This is a genomic window from Acidobacteriota bacterium (genome assembly GCA_020349885.1).
Classification (GTDB): Bacteria; Acidobacteriota.
Map to the genome: position 1 here is coordinate 1727465 of CP070701.1, position 20916 is coordinate 1748380.

At 63.6% G+C, this 20916-nt stretch carries 17 protein-coding genes and 1 tRNA gene; 6 read left to right on the top strand and 12 right to left on the bottom strand.

What is annotated here, in order from left to right; genetic code table 11:
• Positions 1-49 precede the first annotated feature (49 nt).
• The 6 genes from JSV08_07425 to mgtE all read right to left on the bottom strand — a co-directional run bounded on the left by JSV08_07425 (position 50) and on the right by mgtE (position 7460).
• Positions 50-1123 carry a PilT/PilU family type 4a pilus ATPase gene (locus JSV08_07425; protein ID UCF80334.1) on the bottom strand — a complete coding sequence of 358 codons (1074 nt, stop codon included), beginning with the start codon at positions 1121-1123 and terminating at the stop codon, positions 50-52.
• A gap of 65 nt (positions 1124-1188) precedes the next feature.
• The gene (locus JSV08_07430) at positions 1189-1974 is read right to left on the bottom strand and encodes a class I SAM-dependent methyltransferase (GenBank protein ID UCF80335.1); all 786 of its coding nucleotides are present in this window, start codon (positions 1972-1974) and stop codon (positions 1189-1191) included.
• Between the two features lie 107 nt (positions 1975-2081).
• The gene (locus JSV08_07435; GenBank protein UCF80336.1) at positions 2082-3281 is read right to left on the bottom strand and encodes a glycosyltransferase family 9 protein; all 1200 of its coding nucleotides are present in this window, start codon (positions 3279-3281) and stop codon (positions 2082-2084) included.
• Positions 3278-4858 (bottom strand): hypothetical protein, encoded by a 1581-nt coding sequence (locus JSV08_07440; GenBank protein UCF80337.1) that lies wholly within the window; start codon positions 4856-4858, stop codon positions 3278-3280. Before JSV08_07440 ends, JSV08_07435 begins: the two co-directional genes overlap by 4 nt.
• A gap of 119 nt (positions 4859-4977) precedes the next feature.
• Complete coding sequence (locus tag JSV08_07445) at positions 4978-6012, bottom strand: hypothetical protein (protein UCF80338.1); 1035 nt, start codon at positions 6010-6012, stop codon at positions 4978-4980.
• 65 nt (positions 6013-6077) lie between these two features.
• Positions 6078-7460, bottom strand: coding sequence for a magnesium transporter (gene mgtE / locus JSV08_07450; GenBank protein ID UCF80339.1), 1383 nt, complete (start codon positions 7458-7460; stop codon positions 6078-6080).
• A gap of 100 nt (positions 7461-7560) precedes the next feature.
• Between mgtE and folP the strand changes: the two genes are divergently transcribed.
• From folP to glmM, 4 genes are read left to right on the top strand one after another with little or no spacing between them, the layout of a single operon-like run.
• A complete protein-coding gene (folP, locus tag JSV08_07455; protein ID UCF80340.1) occupies positions 7561-8826 on the top strand; it encodes a dihydropteroate synthase in 1266 nt (421 codons plus the stop codon).
• On the top strand, positions 8816-9580 hold the full coding sequence (gene cdaA, locus JSV08_07460; GenBank protein ID UCF80341.1) for a diadenylate cyclase CdaA: 765 nt from the start codon (positions 8816-8818) through the stop codon (positions 9578-9580). The genes folP and cdaA overlap by 11 nt, the downstream gene beginning before the upstream one ends.
• Entirely contained in the window at positions 9577-10530 is a 954-nt protein-coding gene (locus JSV08_07465; protein ID UCF80342.1) for a hypothetical protein, read from the top strand. The genes cdaA and JSV08_07465 overlap by 4 nt, the downstream gene beginning before the upstream one ends.
• A complete protein-coding gene (gene glmM / locus JSV08_07470; GenBank protein ID UCF80343.1) occupies positions 10527-11906 on the top strand; it encodes a phosphoglucosamine mutase in 1380 nt (459 codons plus the stop codon). The genes JSV08_07465 and glmM overlap by 4 nt, the downstream gene beginning before the upstream one ends.
• Positions 11907-11980: 74 nt before the next feature.
• On the opposite strand, the gene JSV08_07475 is transcribed toward glmM, so the two are convergent.
• The 6 genes from JSV08_07475 to JSV08_07500 all read right to left on the bottom strand — a co-directional run bounded on the left by JSV08_07475 (position 11981) and on the right by JSV08_07500 (position 17539).
• Positions 11981-12058, bottom strand: a tRNA-Arg gene (locus tag JSV08_07475).
• Between the two features lie 153 nt (positions 12059-12211).
• Positions 12212-14155: a tetratricopeptide repeat protein gene (locus JSV08_07480; protein UCF80344.1), complete on the bottom strand. Its 1944-nt coding sequence runs from the start codon at positions 14153-14155 to the stop codon at positions 12212-12214.
• Positions 14156-14223: 68 nt separating this feature from the next.
• The gene (locus JSV08_07485) at positions 14224-15339 is read right to left on the bottom strand and encodes an aminopeptidase P family protein (protein UCF80345.1); all 1116 of its coding nucleotides are present in this window, start codon (positions 15337-15339) and stop codon (positions 14224-14226) included.
• A 17-nt stretch (positions 15340-15356) separates the two neighbouring features.
• Positions 15357-16166: a hypothetical protein gene (locus tag JSV08_07490; protein ID UCF80346.1), complete on the bottom strand. Its 810-nt coding sequence runs from the start codon at positions 16164-16166 to the stop codon at positions 15357-15359.
• A gap of 8 nt (positions 16167-16174) precedes the next feature.
• The gene (locus JSV08_07495; protein ID UCF80347.1) at positions 16175-16540 is read right to left on the bottom strand and encodes a hypothetical protein; all 366 of its coding nucleotides are present in this window, start codon (positions 16538-16540) and stop codon (positions 16175-16177) included.
• 3 nt (positions 16541-16543) lie between these two features.
• Positions 16544-17539, bottom strand: a complete 996-nt coding sequence (locus JSV08_07500; protein ID UCF80348.1) for a tetratricopeptide repeat protein — start codon at positions 17537-17539, stop codon at positions 16544-16546.
• Positions 17540-17691: 152 nt separating this feature from the next.
• Between JSV08_07500 and JSV08_07505 the strand changes: the two genes are divergently transcribed.
• Together JSV08_07505 and JSV08_07510 are read left to right on the top strand one after the other, a co-directional pair.
• On the top strand, positions 17692-19140 hold the full coding sequence (locus JSV08_07505) for an adenylosuccinate lyase (protein UCF80349.1): 1449 nt from the start codon (positions 17692-17694) through the stop codon (positions 19138-19140).
• A 14-nt stretch (positions 19141-19154) separates the two neighbouring features.
• Positions 19155-20846, top strand: coding sequence for an alkaline phosphatase family protein (locus JSV08_07510; GenBank protein ID UCF80350.1), 1692 nt, complete (start codon positions 19155-19157; stop codon positions 20844-20846).
• Positions 20847-20916: the final 70 nt, after the last annotated feature.

Here is a 20916-nt window from a genome sequence, read left to right on the forward strand (position 1 = left end):
GGCAAGGGGGAAGCTCCTTCGGAAAAACTGCGCGGGAGCGGAGGACGCCCTACTCCACCATCACCATGCGCTCGAACTGCTCGGGGCTCGTCGCGTGGGCCTTGGCGATGGGAAGCGCCACCTTGTCCTCCTTGTAGAGCTGCAAAAGGTGCTGGTCGAAGGTCTGCATGCCGAGTTCCGTGCTCTTGGCCATGTATTCGTGAAGGGTTTTCATTTTCTCGGAGTCCTTGAGATGCTCCTGCACGGTTTTGTTGGTGCGCAGAACCTCGACCGCGGGAATGAGCCCCGTGCCGCTCTTCGCCATCAAAAGCCGGAGCGAGACCACGGCCATCAGGTTGTCCGCGAGGCGAACGCGGACGCCTTCCCGCTCCTCCATGGGAAAGAAGCCAAGGAAGCGATTAATGCTCTTCATCACGTCGGGCGTGTGGAGCGTGCTCAGCACCAGGTGCCCCGTCTCGGCCGCCCTCAAGACGGTGTCGGCCGTCGTGGAGTCGCGCATCTCGCCCACCATGACGACGTCGGGATCCTGGCGGAGCGAGGCGCGCACGGCCACGCTGAAGTCCTTGGTGTCGTAGCCGATCTCGCGCTGCGAGATGACGCTCATCTCGTGCTGGAAGAGAAATTCGATGGGGTCCTCGATGGTGAGGACGTGGGCGCGGCGGTGCTTGTTGATGTGGTCGATGACGGCCGCGAGCGTGGTGGACTTGCCCATGCCCGTGGCGCCGGTGACGAGGACCAGGCCGCGCCGCAGGTTCGAGATGCTCTTGAGCACGGACGGCAGGTTGAGCTCGTCGAAGCTGCGAATCTTGATGGGGATGGCGCGCATCACGATGCTCACGGTGCCGCGCTGCTTGAAGATGTTGGCGCGGAAGCGGCCGATCTCGGGCGCCCCGTAGGAGGTGTCGATTTCCTCGAACTTGGCGAAATCCACTTCGAGGTTCCGCTGCGCCACGATGAGCGTGGCAATCTCGATGGTCTCCTTGGGCTCGAGCGCCTTGTATTTGACCTCCACCAGCTCGCCGTGCAGACGGAAGAGCGGCGGGTAGCCTACCTGGAGATGAACGTCCGAGACGTTGCGCTCCATCATCGCGCTGAGGATCTTGTGGAAGGTCTCTTGGTTCATAAAAACCTCTTATACCACAAAAAGCTCCGCTCCTGCAAATCCGGTGAAATACTGTGGAGGCGCGTTCACACCCCGGTGGCTTCGGTTTGGGCCTCGTTCTTTTGCGCAAGGCACAACATTTCTCCGATGTTCCATCGAAAGGGCCGGCTGCGCAGCCGGGCCGGTGCTCGTTCCGCTATGGGCCTGAGCCACGCCCCTCCGACCACGTGGGGATAAATTTCCCAGTGCCGAAGCAGCATGTCGAGGCACACGTGCTTCCAGGCGAAACGTCTTGAAACAAGCCGGAGGCCGTGGGCGGCGCAAAGCTTTCGGAGGGCGCGCGGCGTATAGAGGCAGGCATGCTCGAGGAGCAGATGGGGCCACCGCCCGCGAAGCAAACGGCAGGAGAGGGAAGCCGCGTTCGGCGTGACGATGAGCAGGCAGCCCGAGGGGCGGAGACGCTCCGCCAAAAGGCTCATCGCCTCGTGCGGGCGGGGAAAGTGCTCCAAAACATCGAAAAGCGCGATGGCGTCGAACGCCGCCTCGGGCGGCGCTTCTTCCTCGCCCCACCCGGCATGCCAGACCCGGGCTTCCGGAACCCTTCGCTGCGCTTCCCGGGCGGCCGGGGCCACGGGCTCGATGCCCTCTACGCGCCAGCCCAGCGCTGCGGCTGCCTCAAGCCCGAGCCCCGTTCCGCACCCTACCTCCAGAAGGCGCGGCGAGGAACGCGACGGCCGGGGGAGTTGTTCGTAGAATTTTGCAAAGCCGAGCCGTTTGCAACGCTCGATAGCCGGATGAAGGACGTGGCCGCGTTCGGCGTGGTAAGAGTCAGGATAGAGGGACGTTTCCTCGCGGAGGGTTTCTCTAAACACAAGGCCGCAGGCACCGCAGCGTCCGTAGGGCGCGCGCCCCACCCGCGCCCAAGGCCGAACCTGTCTCCGCGCCCCCACACCGGGAAAGGAGCAGACGGGGCATTCCATTAAGCGTCTGCCCCTTGCCATGCCCGCTGCAGGGCTTCAAAGACGATGTCCTCGCCCAGGGTTTCCATGCACGGATGCTCGAAGTTGCAGTAGCGACCCGCCTCCGTACGGTAAATGTACATGCAGGGAGAACAGGGATAGTGGAGATAGACCGTGTGATGCTCGGGCCCGCGGGGAGCGTACAGGCCGGGATTTACCGGGCCCCAAATAGATACCGTGGGCGTTCCTATTACGGCGGCCAGGTGAAGGGGTCCGCTGTCGTTCGTAAGGAGAACCCGCACGCATCGCAGCAACTCGAGGAGTTCGTCCAGCGTGGTGGCACCGGCGGCGTTAAAGGCTTGGGTGCGGACGTCCGGAGCAAGCATGGCGATGCACCGCTCGGAGCGAGGGCGCTCCTGAGCCGAGCCGGTAAATACGATATATGCTCCCAACTCCCGCACCGCCCGCTCGACCACCCGCGCAAATTTTTCCAGGGACCATCTCCGTGCAAGCACCATTTCGCCCGCGTGAACATTCACGGCAAGCCAGCGGGCTTCGCCGTCTCCCCCGCTCCATTCCTCGAACATCGCACGAACCCTTTCGTGCGCCTCCCGGCGGGGAGACGCTGCGGGAGACTCGTCGGGACGGTAAAACGCCTGGGCGTCGAGCGAGGAGGCCACCATGCCGTAGATATCCTGAATGTGCCTAGCGCAGTTAAAGTAGATGATGTCCGTCAGAATGCCCCGCCGCCAGAACGACGCAAGGTCGAAGCCGATTCGCCTCTTCCGGGAGGCGAAGAAGGCCATCATGGTCGAGTACTTGCTTAAGAATTCAAGGTCCACGACAACGTCCGCAGGGCGCATGATTCTTCGGAGAAGGCAGCAGAGGGTCTGGGCGACGAACCGAGCGGGGCGGTCGGGGGAAATGCCGGTGGTCTTGGTTATCTCGAAGCGCCGAAGCAGCGGCACGTTCGATTCGAACGTGACCAGCTCGATCTCGCATTCAGGGTAGCGTTCCCGGAGGGCGCGCAGGAGGGGCATCATGAGCGCAAGGGAACCCAGGCCGAAGAACTTCTGGACCACGACGCGCCGTGGCGCCCAGCCACTTCCAGGCAGAGGCGCCCTGCGAAGCCTTTTCTCAACCGTTGCGACCACCGCCAAGGCGGTGCAAAGCGGAAGGCCGAGGGCATGGTCGAGCGCCTTCATGAGGCGGATGGTCATGGGAGTTCTCCCTTGCTCTTGGGTGCCGCAGAAGCTCGTCCGGCCGATTGACGCTCCAGAAGCTCCAGAATGGCCGGCACATTCAACTCGTACACCTCAATCACAATCTTGTTTTCCTCATAATGGTATGTTTCAACCCCGTATTGCATAAGGAAGCGGCAGAGCGGCGAGTCTTCCAGTTTCACGATATGCATATAGAAGCAGGGCCGGGTCGAATCCACGGCCTGCACGGCGCACACAGCTCCCATAATTTCCAGCGACGTCGTCGGCGCGATCATTATGTAGGGGCGATTGGTGTAATACATAATAGGCGGAGTGGCCAACCCCTGCGGGAACTGCGGGGTGATGATCGCAGCCTTCTTCGGAAGCAGCCGGTCGAGCGAGCAAGCCTGCGCATGGTGGAAGTGGGAATTGGGATTCCATAAGCGAAGGGAAAGCGTCGTTGGATAAACCATGAAGCCGGCCATCCCAGCCGAAAATACCCAGAGGGTTAGCGCCACGGCGCGGTTCATCCGCCGAATCCTCCAGGCGACCCGTACTGCGACCACGATTCCCGAGGCCAGCAGCAAGACCACCGCCGGTGCGATGTGGCGAGCGACCGCGGCATGAATCCACGTATGCTGGGGAAAGGTTATCCACCAGGATATTCCCCCTGCTCCCAACACCAGCACCATGCGTAAGCTCGTGCGCGCCATGGCCGATTCAGGAAATTTTTGAAAGCGTTCCCCGTAAAACCACAGCAGTCCCAGCGCCAGCAATCCAAGCACCCGCACCGGGTCCGGCAGGACACTTTCCAGCCGCTGGTTCGTGACCTCGAGGTAGGCTGCCAGGGACGGAAGCGGAAGAGCGGACTGAGAGCCTATGCTAAAGGTTCTGTAAAGAAATGCGTCGGTCAAGTCCCACACAGCGGCCTGCAGGCCGCCCATCTGCCATGCGTTTTGAAGAACGTGCAGGGCAAATCCCGCCGTCGGCGCAGAAACCATAATCCACGGCCAGCGGCCTATGCGCTCTCCCGAGATAAGCCAAGCATAACCAAAAAAGAAAACATGCGTAAGGAGAATGTATTCAAAGGAGGCAAGGCTTTGCAGGAACGCCATGCTCCAGGCCAGCAAGCCGTAAAAGAAAGCATCTCTTCCTCGGCTCTCGCAGAATTCTCTCCAAAAGTAAAAAGAGGCAAAGAGAAAGAATATGCTGTAAGAATGCTCATGAAGGGAATCGGCGAACCGGTAGAACATGGGCGAAAACGCCATGGCAAAGAGCGAAATCGTGGCGATCCACGCAGAGATGGCGCGCGCAAGGAACACCCACCAAAATGCAAGGCCCAGCAGGGAGGCCATGATGGGGAGAAACCGGAAGTGGCGCATGCGGTCGAAACCCAGTCGCTGCACGACGCCGTTGAGCAAATCGGGCAGAGGCGGATAATGTGTGTAGTAGACGGGAGGAATCGAGTTTCGCTTCGGCAGGAAATAGTTTTCGACGAAGCCCTCCTTTGCGAAGAACGTGCCGGCTTGGAGAATGCTCCAGTCCGAATAGGGATCACCGTACGTGCGAAGCGGGTTGTCGGCTTTCCAGAACATGGTCCAGGCGAACGCTGTTAATATAACCAGGGCCAGCGCGGCGGGGCACTTCGAGCTCCTCACCCAGCTACGAAGATGTTTTCCGACGCCCGTCGCCATATTGCTCCAAAGGGTATGCGCTAAGGCTCGGGATTTTCTTCGCGAGGCTTCTCCGTGTCGAAAACCCAGGGGAGGGACGGCGATGGCTTCTTTGGGGTCGGTTCGGGTTCCCCGCCGCGCGCGCGCTTTTCCGTGACTTCCTGCTCCAAGTCGTGGAGGGAGCCCATAAGGTTATCGGCCTCGGGGCTTCCCGGATAAAGGCGCATCATGGCGCGGATGGCCTCGCGTCCGATTTCAAACTTGTGAAGGGTGATGGCCATGCGCGCCGTGAGAGACAGCCCTTCGCGGCGGTGGACGCCGCACGTGAGGGCCACCGCTTCGAACATGGCGACGTCGCGCTGGCCGTGCTCGCTGGCATAGATGGCGTGCCTTAAGCGCGAGGTCTCATCTCCCCCGACGGCGGGGTACGACATGCCCGCGACCACGGCGTGGAGGCTTTCTTCGGTCCGCTCGAGGGTGCGCCGCCGCTCCACCACGTCTACCTGAAGTGCCGGGTCGGGCCCTTCGGGAAAGAGATAGTACGTCGTGGTGCGGCCCCTGCGGGACTCGATGGGGTCGTCGGGCTCGAGTTGAAACCCCTTCAACCCATAGAGCGAGAAACGCCGAATGGTGAGCGAGTCGCCGGTGCGGGGAAGGCACATGGCCTTGAGGATCAAGAGAGCGAGTTCTTTGCGCGTGGGCGGCGTTGCGGCGGGCACGGCCGCGAGCGCCGCGTCGAACGTCTCGTAGCTGAGCGTCTCTTCCAGCCGAAGTCCGACGCCCAAGCGCCGCCGCTTCCAGAAAAGCCACAGCTCTTTGCGCGGGCATTCATCGAGCGGCTCGATGATTTCGAGCTCATGGGGCACGGGCATCGCCACATGCAGGACGGCGCGGTCGGTGTGGTTTTCGAGCGGCCCCTCGAGCTTCACCTCGCCCACGTCCTGCGGGACAGCATCGAGATACGGGTGCTCGGGCACGTCGGGAAGGCGCGGCCGTCCCACGTAGAGTGCCACGCCGACGAGGGCCGCGATTGCCACGATCAGCGCAAAGGTAAGCCGGGGGGAGCGAAGGAGCATGCCGAACTCATCATAACACATCGCCGCGGGCGGCGAAGGTATAGGAATTGCGCAGAAAACAGCCCCTATGCGATGGGTGAGATGAGAAATGCACCCAGGAGCACGAAATAGGCCGCGATGCTCGAAAAATCCACCACCGTCATCACAAAAGGTCCCGTTGCGACGGCGGGGTCCGCGCCGAGGCGGTGGAACAGCAGGGGGAAAGCCGCTCCCAGGAGGCCGGCGAGGAGCACGGAAACGCAGAGCGCCGCCCCCACCACGGCGCCCAAAAGCGAGTGCGGTGACTGGAAGAAATAGGTGAACGCTCCAAGAAGCGCGCCGTAGAGGACTCCCATGACGCCGGTCACGCGCAGCTCGCGCCAGAGGACGCGCCCCAGGCGCACGGCCGAAACATGGCCGAGCGCGAGGCCGCGCACCACGATGGTGGCCGACTGCATGCCCACGCTGCCGCCCATGCCTGCGATAATCGGGATGAAGGCGGCGGCGATGGCGACTTGCTCGATGACGCTCTCGAAGCGGCCTATCAGAAAGGAAACCACAATCCCTCCCGCGAACGTCGCCATGAGCCACGGCAGCCGGTGGCGGAGGCTCGCGGCCGTGGAGCTCGTGAGGAGCACGTCCTCCGACGTGCCGGCCATGCGCATGATGTCCTCGGTAGCCTCCTCCTCCACGACGTCCATGATGTCGTCCCCGGTGATGACGCCGAGCAGCGTGTCTTCGCGGTCCACGACGGGAATCGCCATGAGGCCGTACTGGGTGACGAGCTGCGCCGCCTTCTCCTGGTCATCGTGCGCGCCGACCTTGATGACGTCCGCGGACATGATGTCTCCGAGGCGGGCGTTCGGGTCCGCAAGCAGAAGCCCCCGCATCGAGAGCACGCCCCGGAGCCGGCGGTTCTCGTCGGCGACGTAGAGGTAGTACACCATCTCTTCCTCCTCCTTGAGGCCGCGCAGGTGCTCGATGGCGTTGCGGGCGAGCGTTTCGGGGGGAAGGACGACGAACTCGGAAATCATGCGCCGCCCCGCCGAATCGGGCGGATAGCGCAGGAGGCGCTTGATGCGCCGGGCCTGCGCGAGCGAGAGAAGCAAAAAAATCTCGCGCGATCGCTCTTCCGGAAGGATGGAAAAAAGGGACGCGGCGTCGTCGTCCGAGAGGGCGTCCACGAGCACCGCGATTTTTTCCGGGGGGATGTTTTCCAGCAGGTCGCGCTCAACCTCGCGGCTCAGGTAGCTCAGGAGCTCGGCCGCAAGCTCTGTGTCGCTTTCGCAGACGAGGGAAAAAATCCGAAGCCGCTCCTCGTCCGTGAGACGGCCGAAAAGCACCGCCACGTCCGCGACGCGAAGGGCCTTCTTCGGCCATCCCGCCAAAGGGCTGGACGGCGTGCGCCCCAGGATGTGCCGCACCGCGTCGAGGGTAAGAGTTTTTTTCTTCTCCTCAGAATAGGCCATGGCTTCGCGCATTATACCGCAAGTTCCCCCGCCCGGCTCGTCAGGCCGCGCATTGACACCCGTCCGGCTCCCTCCCTATAATGGAAGCCAAGGAGCCTCGATGCCCTCTGTGCTCATTCTCGATTCGGCCGGTGCCGCCCGCGACGTGGTGGCGCTCATGAAGGCGGCCAAGGTGCACGCCGGCGGCTTCGAGTACATGGTGCCCAAGTTCTCGTTTTTCCTCGTCAAGATCAGAAACCTCGAACACCGCGCGGCCAACGTGCTCAAGCAGGAGCTTCTCTCGCTGGGGCACGACGCCGCCGTCTCGATGGACGTGAGCCTGTTTCGGGAAGGCCGGGGGGACGTGGTGTTCGGCGCGACCCGCCGCGCCGTCGAGGCCCTGGCGGAGAAATTGCAGGAGCAGCCGTTCGGGCTGCCCGCGGTCGGCAGGCAGGTGCGCGAGGCCCTGGAGAATTTTTCACGCTCTGCGCCGCACCTTCCCCTCGCCGACGGTCGCAAGGTTCCCCTCGGCGACCGCCCCCTCGTCGCGGGTGTCCTGAACGTCACGCCCGACTCGTTTTCGGACGGCGGGCGCCTCCCAAACGTCGAGGCCGCCGTGGAGCGGGCGCTCGAGATGGCCGAAGAGGGCGCGGACATGATTGACGTGGGGGGCGAGTCGACGCGGCCCGGCGCTTCGGCTGTACCCGAGGACGAAGAGCTGCGCCGCGTCGTGCCCGTCGTCGAAGCGGTCCGCAAGCGCTCTCCCGTCCTTCTTTCGGTGGACACGCGAAAGGCCGCCGTGGCGCGCGCGGCGATCGAGGGCGGGGCCGACGTCCTGAACGACGTGAGCGCCGGCCGGTCCGACGGGGAGATGCTTCCGCTCGCCGCCGGGGCAAAGGCCCCCGTCATCCTGATGCACATGCAGGGGACGCCCGAGACGATGCAGGAGAATCCCTCTTACGATGACGTGCTCTTCGACGTCGCGGAGTTTTTCCGCGAGCGCATCGAGGCCGCCGAGCGGGCCGGCGTGGCGCGCGAGCGCGTCGTGTTGGACCCGGGAATCGGTTTCGGAAAGACCGTCGAGCACAACCTCGTTCTTCTCAACCACGCGCAGGCGTTCCGCTCGCTGGGGCGGCCGCTCATGGTGGGCGTGTCACGGAAATCGTTCCTGGGAAAAATTTTGAAACTTCCCGTCGAGAAGCGGCTCGAAGGCGGGCTCGCGGCCCAGGCGCTCGCGTACCTCAAGGGGGTGCGCATCTTCCGCACCCACGACGTGCGTGCGGCGCGGCGCGTTCTCGACGCCCTGCAAGCCGTCGCAGGGGCCGCCCCCACGGGACTTGTCCCGGGCGAGGACGAGGGAGAGGCCCAGGCCCTCCATGTTTGCTGACGCCCTCCGAACCTTCACCCTGATCGATGCGTTCGACATCCTGCTCGTGGCGTTCATCCTTTACCAGGTGTACCGCTTCGCGCGCGGCACGCGGGCGCTCCCGATGCTCTGGGGCATCGTCGTGCTGGCGCTCCTTTACGTAGGCGCGGAGCAGCTTGGATTTCTGGCCACCAGCCGCATTCTGAAATATCTTCTCCCCATCTTACCTTTTGCCATCGTCGTCATCTTCCAGAGCACCATCCGGCGGGCGCTTGCGGCGGTGGGCGTCAACCCGCTGCGCGCCCTGCTGCAGACCACGCCCTCGACGAAGGTGGACGAGATTGTTCTGGCGGTCATGACGCTCGCGGCGCGCCGGCTGGGCGCTTTTTTCGTCATCGAGCAGGGGCAGGGGCTGCGCACCTACATGGAAACGGGGATCCAGCTCGATGCGCGCCTCTCGTACGACCTTCTCGTGAACATCTTTGCACCCGACACCCCGCTCCATGACGGCGCCATCGTCATTCAGGAGGACAAGGTCGCGGCCGCTTCGTGCTATCTGCCCCTGACGCTCAACCCCACCCTGAGCCGCAAGTTCGGCACCCGGCACCGCGCCGCCATCGGCATCACGGAGGAAACCGACGCCATCGCCATCGTGGTGTCCGAGGAGAGCGGGACGGTCTCGCTTGCGTTCTCGGGAGAAATTTCGGAAAACCTCGACGCCGAGAAGCTCCGCAACCATCTGCGGCGCCTGCTGGGAGAGGAAAAGACCTCATGACGCGCAGCCGCCTCGTTGACAACTGGCCCGTCAAGGCGGCTGCCCTGTGCCTTGCGGTGGTCGTCTGGTTTCACTTCGCCGTGGACGAGGAGGCCGTCGTCGAATACTCCGCCGTGTCTTTGCGGCTTCAAAACATTCCCCTGTACCTGGAAAACGTGGGGGAGCATCCCACCACGGTCTCGGTGCAGGTGGAGGGGCCCGTTTCCACGCTGCGCCAGCTCAGCGAGCAGGACATCGACCTCCGGGTGGACCTTTCGAGGCTCGGGCCGGGACTCCATCAAGTGCCAGTGGACGCAAGCAGCGCGCGCCTTCCCTTCGGCACCCGCATTGTTAAAATCGTTCCCACCATGCTCCCAATCGAATTGGAGGAGACGCTCCAGAAAGTGGTGCCCGTGCGCCCCCGCTTCGTCGGCCATCTTCCGGAGGGATACAACATGGTCAAATGGGAGCTGCATCCCTCGGTCGTGATGGTAATAGGACCCAAGAGCCGACTCCAGGAAGTCGCGGAGCTCTACACCGATCCCATCTTTCTCGACGGCCGCCGGGACAGCGTGGAGAGTGACATCGGAGTCACGGTGCCGAGTCCGGTCGTGCGCCTCGACCCCACGTCGAGGCGCGTGGCCCTGCACCTGCAGGTGGAAGAGGAAAAAATTTCCCGCACCTTTCGCCGCCTTCCCGTCCGCGCCGCCGGTCTGGAGGAAGAACTTTCCGTTCGCTTTCAGCCCGAGACCGTCTCTGCCGCGGTGGAGGGCCCTCGCTCCGTGGTGAAGGCGCTTTCCGAGGAATCACTCCGGGCTTCCGTCGATTTATCCGGGCTGAGCGCCGGAGAGCACACGCTTTCTCCCGTGCTCCAGGGCGAGCCCGCGCCGCCCATCGAGAAACTTCAAGTCGCTTTCTCGCCCGAGTCCGTGCGCGTCCTGATAGGCACGCCGGGGCGCACAAGTCCGTGAGCCGGAAAGAATCCCTCTTCGGAACGGACGGCATCCGGGGCACGCCCCGCGTCTTCCCGCTCGACTCGGGCACGCTGCGCCGCCTGGGTTCTTCCCTGGTCGAATTTTTCCGCGCCAGGGGCGGCCGGGGACGCGTCGTTCTGGGCCGGGACACCCGCGAATCGGGGCCCTGGATCGAGGCCCGACTCCTCGAAGGCATCGTCTCGGCGGGGGGCGCGGCGGAGCGGGCCGGCGTGATTCCGACGCCGGGCGTGGCCTACCTCGCGCGCGCCAAGGGATTCGACGCCGGCATCGTCATATCCGCCTCGCACAACCCCTTCGAGGACAACGGCGTAAAAATTTTCTCCTCCGACGGCTTCAAGCTTTCCGAGGACGCGGAAGCGGAGATCGAGCGCGCCCTGGCGGCCTCCGGGACCGAATCGAAGGGCGAGGACCGGGCGCCGCGGGCGGCCGCCGGGGACCCGGGGCCGGAATCTCCCGCGTTCGTCGAGGCGTACGCGTCGTTCCTGGCCTCGACGTTTTCCGAAAAAACTCCGCGCGCGCTTTCCGTGGTGCTCGACTGCGCCCACGGGGCGGCCGGCGCGGTGGCGCCGCGCGTGTTCTCCGACCTGGGCTTCGAGGTCCACGCGATCGCAAATAACCCCGACGGGCGGAACATCAACGACTCGTGCGGCGCGCTCCATCCCGAAGGGCTCGCCCGCGCCGTCGTCGAAAAGAAGGCGCGCCTCGGCGTGGCCTTCGACGGGGACGCCGACCGCGCCGTCTTCGCGGGCGCCTCGGGGCGCGTATTCGACGGCGACGACGTCCTGTACCTCGCCGCCGCCCGCCGCGACCGCGCCGGGGCGCTCCCCGGCCGCACAGTCGTCGGCACGGTGATGACCAACGTGGCGCTCGAGGAAAAATTCCGCCGGGAGGGCATCACGCTGCGCCGCGCCCCGGTCGGAGACCGGAACGTCCTGGAGGAAATGCAGCGCACCGGCGCCGTCCTCGGGGGCGAGCCTTCGGGGCACGTGATTTTCCTGGACCTCGCCACCACGGGCGACGGCCTCCTGACCGCCCTTCAGGTGGCCGGCGTTCTCGCCGGGGAGAACGCCTCTCTGGAAGACCTGCTCGCCCCGCTCGAGAAATGCCCGCAGCTTCTCAGAAACCTCCGCGTCTCCTCGAAGCCGCCCCTCGAGAGTCTTCCCCGCGTCTCGGAAGCCACGGCGCGCGCCGAGACCGCACTCGGCGCCTCGGGGCGCGTCCTCGTGCGCTATTCCGGCACGGAGAACAAGGTACGCATCATGGCCGAGGGGCCCGACGCCGCGCTCCTCGAGCGCGTAGCGGAGGACATCGCGCAGGCGTTCCACCGAGAGGGAATAGGGGTAAGGGATTAGCCGTTAGGGATTAGTAAAGAGAAAAAACCCCAACTAATAACTGGCCGCTGGCTACTGGCCCCCGGCTCCTTGAATGGCGCGCCCAAGAGGATTTGAACCTCTGACCTCTGCCTCCGCAGGGCAGCGCTCTATCCGGGCTGAGCTATGGGCGCGCGCGCTCGTTGACGAGGGCTTGCGGAACAATCTTATCCTACCCGATTTTGGCCTTGGTGTCCATTTGGATGAGGGAGTCGAGAAGTTTCATGGGAGTAATTTAAATCCCCATCTCTCTCAGGGCAATATGCAGTGGACGAACCTTACCGCTATCAAGGATCAATTCCCTGGATCAACCCGCATAGCTCTTCCGCCTTTTCCTCGTCAAGCATGGAGAGGCGCGTGCACACTTCGTCAGCCGAATCTTGGTCGTCTATACGCGCGTAAGAGGCACCTAAGAAATAAAGAGCTTCCGGGTCGTTCGAGTAGCTCTCCAGCGATTTCTTGAGAGTCTCAACGGCTTCGTCCCATCGGCCTAGGTGGAAGAAAGCTTGCCCCAAAGGAGAAAGTTTCGACTGTTCAGAGCCTGTTAAAGCTTCCATTTCACGAACAACGTTCTCCCACTGGCCTTTCTCGGCGTAGTGGTCCGCCAAGAACGTGCGCAAGTAGCCTGCATCCGGATTAGCTTCTATGCCGCGCCGGCACACTTTAACGCCGTCCCCCCACTGATCCAGGATGAAGTGAATTCGAGCCAAATCCTCGTAACATTCAACAAACTCAGGGTCAAGAAGAATACACTGCTCAAATTCTTTAATAGCTTCCTCCCAGTTTTTCTCTGAAGCATATTCGGCACCAAGTCTCATGTGCGCCCAAGCACTTTTTGGATCTTCTTTGACTTCTTCCTTTGCGGATTGAGAGTGTTGCGAACGGGAGCGTTCCCAATATTGTTGATAATATTTGATCTGTTCTTGAAGGTCGAAATCCTCTCCTTTTAGATGCGCTTGAAACGCATCCAGGATGATGGCGGACATATCGTCGGGATGAAAGATGCCCATTTCATTAAAGTGCTGCGCCAAGCGGTCTCCGGCCCAAAGCCCCCAGTTGTTGCGCATCCACATGCCAAGGCCAAAGTGATACATAACCGTATCTGCGCCCGCGCGCATATTTTCTTTTTCTTCTTCTGGAAGTATCCAGTCAAGCTCCAAGAAACATTCCTCGAGATTCCTAGGGATGCGCATCGGGATCTCCGCGAACAATTCGCCCGCTGCTTCCTCGTCGAGTTCGCGGGCCGTGCGATAGTTCTCGATCGCCGCGTTGCGGTCACCGAACCTCAGGGCGATGAGGCCGAGGCCCACGTGCGCGTCGGCAAAATCAGGCTCGGACACGAGCGCTTTCTCGAACGATTCCTCCGCCGATATCCATTCCTTGCGTTTAAGATGAAGCCGCCCGAGGCCGCAGAAGGCCTCGGCGGAATCGGGCTCGGCCTCAAGACTTTTTTTAAACAGAGATGGGGCCTTTTCGACCTCGCCTCGATCAAGCAGAAGCATGCCTGCAAAAGTCGTGCGCTCAGATACAGAAAGCCATGCGAAGTCGGCGCCCTCAATCCACTCCGAGAGCGGAAGGATGCGCGTAAGCCGCGCGCGCTCTGCGAGAGTCTCCGCCGGAATCACGACCGCGCCGCGTTCGCCATCCGCCTCGATCGAGCTGACAAGGCCGATAGCGAGGCCGTGCTCATTGGCTGCCGGGAATCCTTCGGTCAGTTCGCGCCCGCCGGGAGTCAAAAGCTTGAGGAACTTCCTCGAGTCGCTCATGCGGAAGCTGCCCGTGCATTCCGTTTCCGTGATCTGCATTAGGCCGTTGCGGGTTGAGACGAGATACACCTTGCCGGAGTGCTCGAATTCCTCGAAGGAAGGAAACTCTTCCAAGTCGCCGCGCTCGGACAGGCCCGGTGCATGAAGCTCTACGACGTTCGCTTCGAGGCTTTCTGCAACGATACCCTCCACCGGGTATGCCTTGTCGTCAGGTGCGTGCGCTTCACATCTTGCCGCGCTTTCAAGAAGGCTCCGCACCGTGAGCAGGGTTTCGTGGCCGATCCGCAGGCCGAGACCCTCCGACGAAAGATTGCCGTCCGCGTCGAAGCATCGCACCTCAACGACGGCTGCCGAAAGCTCTCCCAAGCGGGTATCAACGCAGGAGGAAAGCTCCGTTGCCATTGCGGATATGACGGCTGCCGCGCCGATAACCGGGAAAACCAAAAACGCTTTAATCCGCACCATGTTTAAGTTTCTATCCTGTCTCTATGGTAGCGCATACCACTACATGAAAAAAATCGGCGAATGTTCCCCTACACCACTACCAACTCCTTCGGATAGCGCGTCAGATTCTCGACTCGGCCCTTCGGGCCGACGGCGACGACGTCCTCGATCCGGACGCCGCCCTTGCGGGGGAGATAGATGCCCGGCTCGACGGTGAAGACCATCCCCGGCTCGACGCGCTCTTTGCCTTTCGTGGACACGGTGGGCGCCTCGTGGATGTCGAGGCCCACGCCGTGGCCGAGACCGTGGCCGAAGTTTTTCGCGTATCCGCACTTCCTGATGTAGTCGCGCGCGAGCGCGTCCACCTTCTTCATCGGCATGCCGGGGCGCACGCCCTCTATGGCGCGGCACTGGGCGTCGAGGACCGTCCGGTAAATTTTCTTCGCCTCCGCCGTCGGGCGCCCCACGTGGAAGGTGCGCGTCGTGTCGCTGCAATATCCGTGAAGAAGCGTCCCGAAGTCCACGATGACGAACTCGCCCCTGCGGATTTTCCTGTTCGAGGCGACGCCGTGCGGCAGGGCGCCCCGCGGCCCCGAGGCGACGATGGTGTCGAAGGAGACGCCCTCGCCGCCGCCGCGGCGCATGAGGTATTCCAGCTCGGCGGCCAGGTCGCTCTCCCGCACGCCGGGGCGGATCCGCGGAAGAAGTTTCTCCAAGGCGCGGCAGGCGATGCGTAGCGCGGCGCGCAGCGTGTCCACCTCCGCCTCGTCCTTGACCATGCGCAGCCGCTCGACCGCGCCGCGAAGCGTCCGGAAGCGGAGGCGGCCGCCGCGCGCGAGTTTTCTCATGGCGGCGAGCGTCGAAAGCGTCATGTGCCCGCCCTCGACGCCCACCGAGCGGAGGCGGCGCTTCCGCATGAATTGCACGACGCTTTCCAGATAGTCGCGCTCGACCTCGACGAAGCGGCTTCCCTTGACCTCGCTCTTCGCCTGCGTTCGGTAGCGGAAATCGCTGAAGAAAAAGCTTGCATCCTGCGCAACCAGCATCATCGCCGTCGTGCCCGAGAAGCCCGAGAGGTAGCGGATGTTCTTGAGGTTCGTGACGAGGAGCGCGTCCGCGCCTCCGGGCTTGAACACTGCCTCGCGCAGACGCCTGAGGCGCGCGCGGAGAACGCGCCGGGAGAGACGTTCTTTCGTTTTGCGCATGGCCGGTTTCTTCGCCCCTACTCGATCGGGATCTCGTACGACGCGACCGTGTCGCCCTCGAAAGTCACGAGGTATTCGCCGCGGCCGCAAAAGGCAGCGTAGCGGTGTTTCTCGACGCTGCCGTCCTCTGTCACGAGAAGATTTTTCGAGGTCGGCTCGCCGAGGGCCGCCCAGACCATGGGCCGCGTCATGCCGACGCGCAGTTTCCGCTCGCGCACCAGGGCCTTGTCCTCTTCGCTCCAGCCGTGGGTCTCTTCGAGGGGAGCTTCGCTGAAGAGCCGGGCGAACGCGGCGTCGAATTGTTCTTTGTTTTCGGCTTCGAGGTGCACCGAAACGTAGGTCCCTTTTTCCACGAAGCAGGGATTTTGAGGAAAAAGGCGGACGGAAAACCGGGTCGCGCTTCGCCGGACGAACGTTCCGAACCGCACTTTGTCGTTCACGACGGCGACGACCCGCACCGCCCGCCGTCCAACTCCGACCTGTTGCACATGCGACGCACCCGCCGGAAGCGCGTAGAACTTTCCGATCTTTTTCGTTTTCTGAAACCACCCCGTGATCTTTCCCATCCGGCGCCACTCCTTCGGCATCCTCGTGTAAACGCCTTCCGCGGTAAGCAGCGTGTTGGCGCGCGTCGTTTTGAATTTGAATGTGAACAGCAAGGTTTTGCTCCCGCGGATCACCGTCACGTTTCGCTTCAAATGGTACTCTTTTCCCTGGAACGATTCGTAGTGCGCGCGGGAAATCTCCTCGGCCACGGCGCACGAGAAGGGCAGGACGCAGAGAAGCGCGCCGACCCACGGTATCGTTTTAAGGCGGGAAGCCTGCAAGAAAATGGCTACAGGTGGCCTTGGAGTTTGATGGCCGCCTTGCGGTTTTCGTAGCGGGCGCGGCCCAGGTTGCCTTCCGCGGAAAGAAGAGATACGACGAGGAAGTCCTCGTTGATGCGGTTGATGACCACCATGGCCTCATCGGTCGCGACGATGACCTCGCGCGTGTCCTTGAGGCCGATGTCCACGTTCGTCGAGGCGACGTTCTTGAAGAGCGTGCTGTACTCGGCGGAGAGGAGCTCCTCCTCGAAGACGGGGCACTCTTCCTTGGGGCGAATGACGCGCTCGATGGGCAGGCCGTCCATCCCGAGGATGCTCACCATGATGACGCCGTCGGTGCGCTCGAAAAGTTCTTCCAAAACGGTTATGAGCATGGGCTACGCCATTTTTTTCTCCCGCTCGACGACCGATAGCCACCGTCTGAGAGCCGCGGCTTTTTGGCTGCGGTCAGGGTCGTGCAGGACGGAGATGTCCGCAAGGAGTTTTTCCTGCTCTCCGAAATTCCTCTCAAGCGCCACGGGCTCGGGCGCGGGAGGCTCCTCGCTTTCCCGCTCTTTAAGAAGGGCGTCGAGGCGCGCCCGGTAGCGGGGATTGGCCGGGTCTTCACGGAGGAGGCGCTCGTAGATTCCCGCGGCCTTATCGAGAAGACCCTGCCCCACGTAAAGCTCCGCGAGTGTTTCGGTCGCCAGTTCTTCTCCCTCGAGCTTCCCCGTGTCCGCCGTAGAGGGCGCACTGGGCGGAGGCGCACCCGCTTCAAGCGCTTCGTCCACCTCCGTGTCGTAGAGCTCGTCAAACGACATCTCCGGTGCGGCGGAGGGCGCGCCAGCGCGGAATTCTTCCTGCGGAAGGCTTTCCGCGGAGACCTCCGCCGCGGCGACTTCGCCCTCCGGCGGTGTTTCCGAAGCAGCCGTTTGCGCCTGCTCATCGGTCGTGGCTTCTTGTGCGGTTTCCTCGGCTCCGGTCAGCCGCACCTCGCACTGTGCGGCAAGGGCCTCGATGTCGCGGTCCAGGGGGTTTAACTCTTTCACCATGCGGTAACGCTCGAGGGCGAGGCCGAATTTTCCCTGCTCGCGGTAGAGGTCGCCGAGGGCGCGGTTCGCCACGAGGTTCGCGGGCGAGAGGGTGAGGGCCTGCTCGAGGGCTTTGCCCGCCTCGTCGCGCTTTTCCAGGCCGAGGAGCGCGCGCCCCAAGGTCACGTGGGCCGACGCGTACTGCGGGTGGTGCTTGAGCCCATCGCGGCACACTTCGACCGCTTCTTCCAATTTCCCCGTGCGGCGGCAGCTTTCGGCCAATTGGGCGAACACCCGCGAGGTGGGGTCCTGCTTCCACCGCGCGCGGAGCGATTCAAGTATTTTTTCCTCGTCTTTCGGCATGCCGTGTGTCGTTTGTTCCGCCGCGTTCCCTTCCCAAAGCGTGACTGCTTATGAGGAGAGATTCGCCCTCAGTGGGACAATGTACATTGTATCGAGGCGCCCTTCCTTGTGTCAAGAATGAGGGCTGTCCGCGCCTTGTGGTAGAATACGCCATGGCGCGCCGCAGCCCGTCCTCTCGCCCCGCATGGGAAAATCCTCTCGTCGCGCGCTACGCGAGCGAGGCCATGCTTCGCGTCGTTTCGGACGACTTCAAGTACACGACGTGGAGAAAACTGTGGGTGGCCCTCGCCGAGGCGCAGCGCTCGCTGGGGCTCTCTATCTCGAAGCGGCAGATTGCCGCGCTCCGGCGCAGGATCGGGGACGTGGATTACCGGGCCGCCGCGCGCTACGAGCACCGTTTCCGGCACGACGTGATGGCGCACCTGAACGCCTTCGGCGACCAGGCCCCCGGGGCCAAGGGGATTCTGCACCTGGGCGCGACGAGCGCCTACGTTACCGACAACGCCGAGCTCATCCAGGCGCGCGAGGCCCTCGGCCTGATCGAGGCGCGCCTCCTCGACGAGATGCGGGCGCTCCGGGACTTCGCCCGGAGGCACCGCTCGCTTCCCGCCCTCGCCTACACGCACTTCCAGCCCGCGCAGCCCACGACGGTCGGCAAGCGCGCCTGCCTCTGGCTGCAGGACCTCGTGATGGATTTCCGCGCGCTCGAACACCTGGCGTCGCAGACGGCGTTCCTCGGGGTCAAGGCCGCCACTGGGACGCAGGCCAGTTTCCTCGCCTTGTTCAAGGGGAGCCACGCCAAGGTGAAGGCGCTCGACGCGAAGGTGGCGCGGGCGTTCGGGTTTCCCAAGGTTTTTTCCGTGTCCGGCCAGACCTATACGAGGAAGTGGGACTACATTATGGCCTCGGCGCTTTCGGGCATTGCGCAGTCGGCCGCGAAGCTCGCGAACGACGTACGCCTTCTCCAGGGGCTCGGCGAGCTCGAGGAGCCGTTCGGGCGGGAGCAGGTCGGCTCCTCGGCCATGCCCTACAAGCGCAACCCGATGCGGAGCGAGCGGCTCTCGTCGCTCGCGCGGTTCACGATGGTGCTGGCCGAGAACACGGCGCACACGGCCGCCGGCCAGTGGCTCGAGCGCTCGCTCGACGATTCGGCGAACCGCCGCCTCGTGCTGCCGCAGCTGTTCCTCACCGCCGACGCCATGCTGGTTCTCATGCGGAACATCGTCGCGGGGCTTGCGGCGAACCGCGAGGTCATCGCGGCGCGCCTGCGCGAGGACGCGCCCTTCATGGCGACCGAGGGGATTCTGATGGCCGCCGTCAAGAAGGGCGGCAGCCGCCAGGTGCTCCACGAGAAGCTGCGCCGCCACGCCATGGCCGCCCGCATGCGCGTGCGACAAGGCGAGCCTTCGGACCTGCTCGAGCGCATCGCGAGCGACGAGTCCTTTCCGTTGGGCCGCAGGGAAATCGAGGCGCTCACGCATCCCCGGCACCTCGTGGGGCGCGCACCCGAGCAGGTATCGGAGTTCCTGCGCTCGGAGGTGGAGCCGATTTTGAGAAAACATCGCAGGCGGAAGGCACAGAAGGCCGACGTAAGCGTTTGAGAATGAGCGGCTTCATGAGACGTGCAGGCCGTTTCCCGGTGTTTCTTCTCACCGTCGCCGCGCTCGGTTTCCTCGCTTCCTGCTCGCCCGACAAGCCCGCCTTCGAAGGCCGCGCCGCGGTCATCGGCATCGACGGGGCCGACTGGGACCTGGTGCAGCGCTACATCGCCGAGGGGAAAATGCCCGCGCTCGCGCGGCTCCAGCGCGAGGGCGCCTCTGGAATTCTCGAGTCCATGGAACCCATGATATCGCCCGTCCTGTGGACGAGCCTCGCCACGGGCCTTCCCCCGGAAGAGCACGGCATCCTCACGTTCTGGAGGGACAACCGCGGGTTCGCCACGACCTCGGACCGCAAGGGAAGGCCCCTTTGGGTGCGCGTCTCGGAGGGCGGCGGGAGCGCGGGCGTCATCGGCTGGCTCATCTCGTACCCCGCCGAGAATATCCGGGGCTACGTGGTCTCCGACCGCACGGCGGTCATCTCGTTCCTGCGAAGCACCCCCACGGATATCAACCCGAAGGGCAAGACCCATCCTCCGGAATTGTTTCAAGAAATTCTTCCCCTCGTCGTGGAGCCGTCCTCGGTGAAAGACGAGGAGGTGCTTTCGCTGTTCGCTCTGGGGGGGGCGCCGGACGACTCCACCACGTGGGGCCACCTGCGCGCCATCGCGGCCCAGACGCGCACCTACGAGGCCGTGGCCCTCCGCATGCTCCGGCGCGAGAGCGTGAACCTGTTTGCGGTCTATTTCCAGGGCATTGATTCGGTTAGCCATCTCTGCATGGAGTATCTACCGCCGCGCCTGCCCCATGTCAGCGAGGAGGACGCGGCGCTCTACGGGGGCGCCATCGAGGCGTTCTACCGCCATCAGGACGCTGTCGTGGGGAGGATCTTGGAAAAATTGCCGCCCGACGCCACTGTCTATGTGGTTTCAGACCACGGCTTTCGCCACAGCCACGACCGCCTGACCCTGCCGGCCTCCATGGACGAGGGCTACGCCGACGCGTGGCACCGCAAGGAAGGTGCCCTTTTCGTGCGGGGGCCCGGGGTGCGCCCGGGGTTCCGCATCGAGGGCGCCACGATCTACGATTTCGCCCCGACGGTGCTCGACCAACTCGGCCTTCCCGCAAGCGATTTGCCGGGCCGCGCGCTTCGAGAAATTTTCTCAGACCCCGTCGGTGCAGGTGAAGCATCGGAGGAGCAGGCGCTTCGTGAGAAGCTTCAAAGTCTGGGCTACATCGGGGCCGGGGGCGAGCAGATTGCTCCTGCATCCAACCTCGGCCTCTCCTACGCGCGCCGCGGCGAATGGGCCAAGGCCGAGGAGCTTTACAGGGAAGCCCTTTCGGAAAACCCGAACGACTGGCTGACCCGCAGGCGGCTGGGCGAATGCCTGATCGCCCAGGAGCGCTTCGAGGAGGCGCTCGGGCAGTTCGAAAAAATCCTGGGTGCGAAGCCGCGCGACACGCAGGCTGCGCTGGGCTGGGCGGAGGCCGCCTCCGCCCTTGGGCGCCCCCAGGAGGCCCGCGCGCCTTTGGAGCGCGCCCTCGAGCGCCACGCGTACAACCCCGACCTTTATGCGGCGCTCGCCGAGGTTCTTCTCGCGCTTGGGCAGGAAGCCGAGGCGCACGAGCTCGCACGGAAGGCCCTTGAGCTTCATCCCGACCACGCCCGCGCGAAAGCCGCCTTGGGAAAAATGACAGATGAAGAATGACGGATGAAAAATGCCTTGACTGGTCATCGGTCATTCTTAACACCATGGCGTGGATTTCTCTGGGCCGCTT

What these genes read in the sequence shown, in the direction of transcription:
- JSV08_07425 (UCF80334.1), bottom strand. Translation starts at nt 1,123, where the DNA reads ATGAACCAAGAGACCTTCCACAAGATCCTCAGCGCGATGATGGAGCGC.
- JSV08_07435 (UCF80336.1), bottom strand. Translation starts at nt 3,281, where the DNA reads ATGACCATCCGCCTCATGAAGGCGCTCGACCATGCCCTCGGCCTTCCG.
- JSV08_07440 (UCF80337.1), bottom strand. Translation starts at nt 4,858, where the DNA reads ATGTTCTGGAAAGCCGACAACCCGCTTCGCACGTACGGTGATCCCTAT.
- JSV08_07445 (UCF80338.1), bottom strand. Translation starts at nt 6,012, where the DNA reads ATGCTCCTTCGCTCCCCCCGGCTTACCTTTGCGCTGATCGTGGCAATC.
- mgtE (UCF80339.1), bottom strand. Translation starts at nt 7,460, where the DNA reads ATGGCCTATTCTGAGGAGAAGAAAAAAACTCTTACCCTCGACGCGGTG.
- folP (UCF80340.1), top strand. Translation starts at nt 7,561, where the DNA reads ATGCCCTCTGTGCTCATTCTCGATTCGGCCGGTGCCGCCCGCGACGTG.
- cdaA (UCF80341.1), top strand. Translation starts at nt 8,816, where the DNA reads ATGTTTGCTGACGCCCTCCGAACCTTCACCCTGATCGATGCGTTCGAC.
- JSV08_07465 (UCF80342.1), top strand. Translation starts at nt 9,577, where the DNA reads ATGACGCGCAGCCGCCTCGTTGACAACTGGCCCGTCAAGGCGGCTGCC.
- JSV08_07480 (UCF80344.1), bottom strand. Translation starts at nt 14,155, where the DNA reads ATGGTGCGGATTAAAGCGTTTTTGGTTTTCCCGGTTATCGGCGCGGCA.
- JSV08_07485 (UCF80345.1), bottom strand. Translation starts at nt 15,339, where the DNA reads ATGCGCAAAACGAAAGAACGTCTCTCCCGGCGCGTTCTCCGCGCGCGC.
- JSV08_07495 (UCF80347.1), bottom strand. Translation starts at nt 16,540, where the DNA reads ATGCTCATAACCGTTTTGGAAGAACTTTTCGAGCGCACCGACGGCGTC.
- JSV08_07500 (UCF80348.1), bottom strand. Translation starts at nt 17,539, where the DNA reads ATGCCGAAAGACGAGGAAAAAATACTTGAATCGCTCCGCGCGCGGTGG.
- JSV08_07505 (UCF80349.1), top strand. Translation starts at nt 17,692, where the DNA reads ATGGCGCGCCGCAGCCCGTCCTCTCGCCCCGCATGGGAAAATCCTCTC.
- JSV08_07510 (UCF80350.1), top strand. Translation starts at nt 19,155, where the DNA reads ATGAGACGTGCAGGCCGTTTCCCGGTGTTTCTTCTCACCGTCGCCGCG.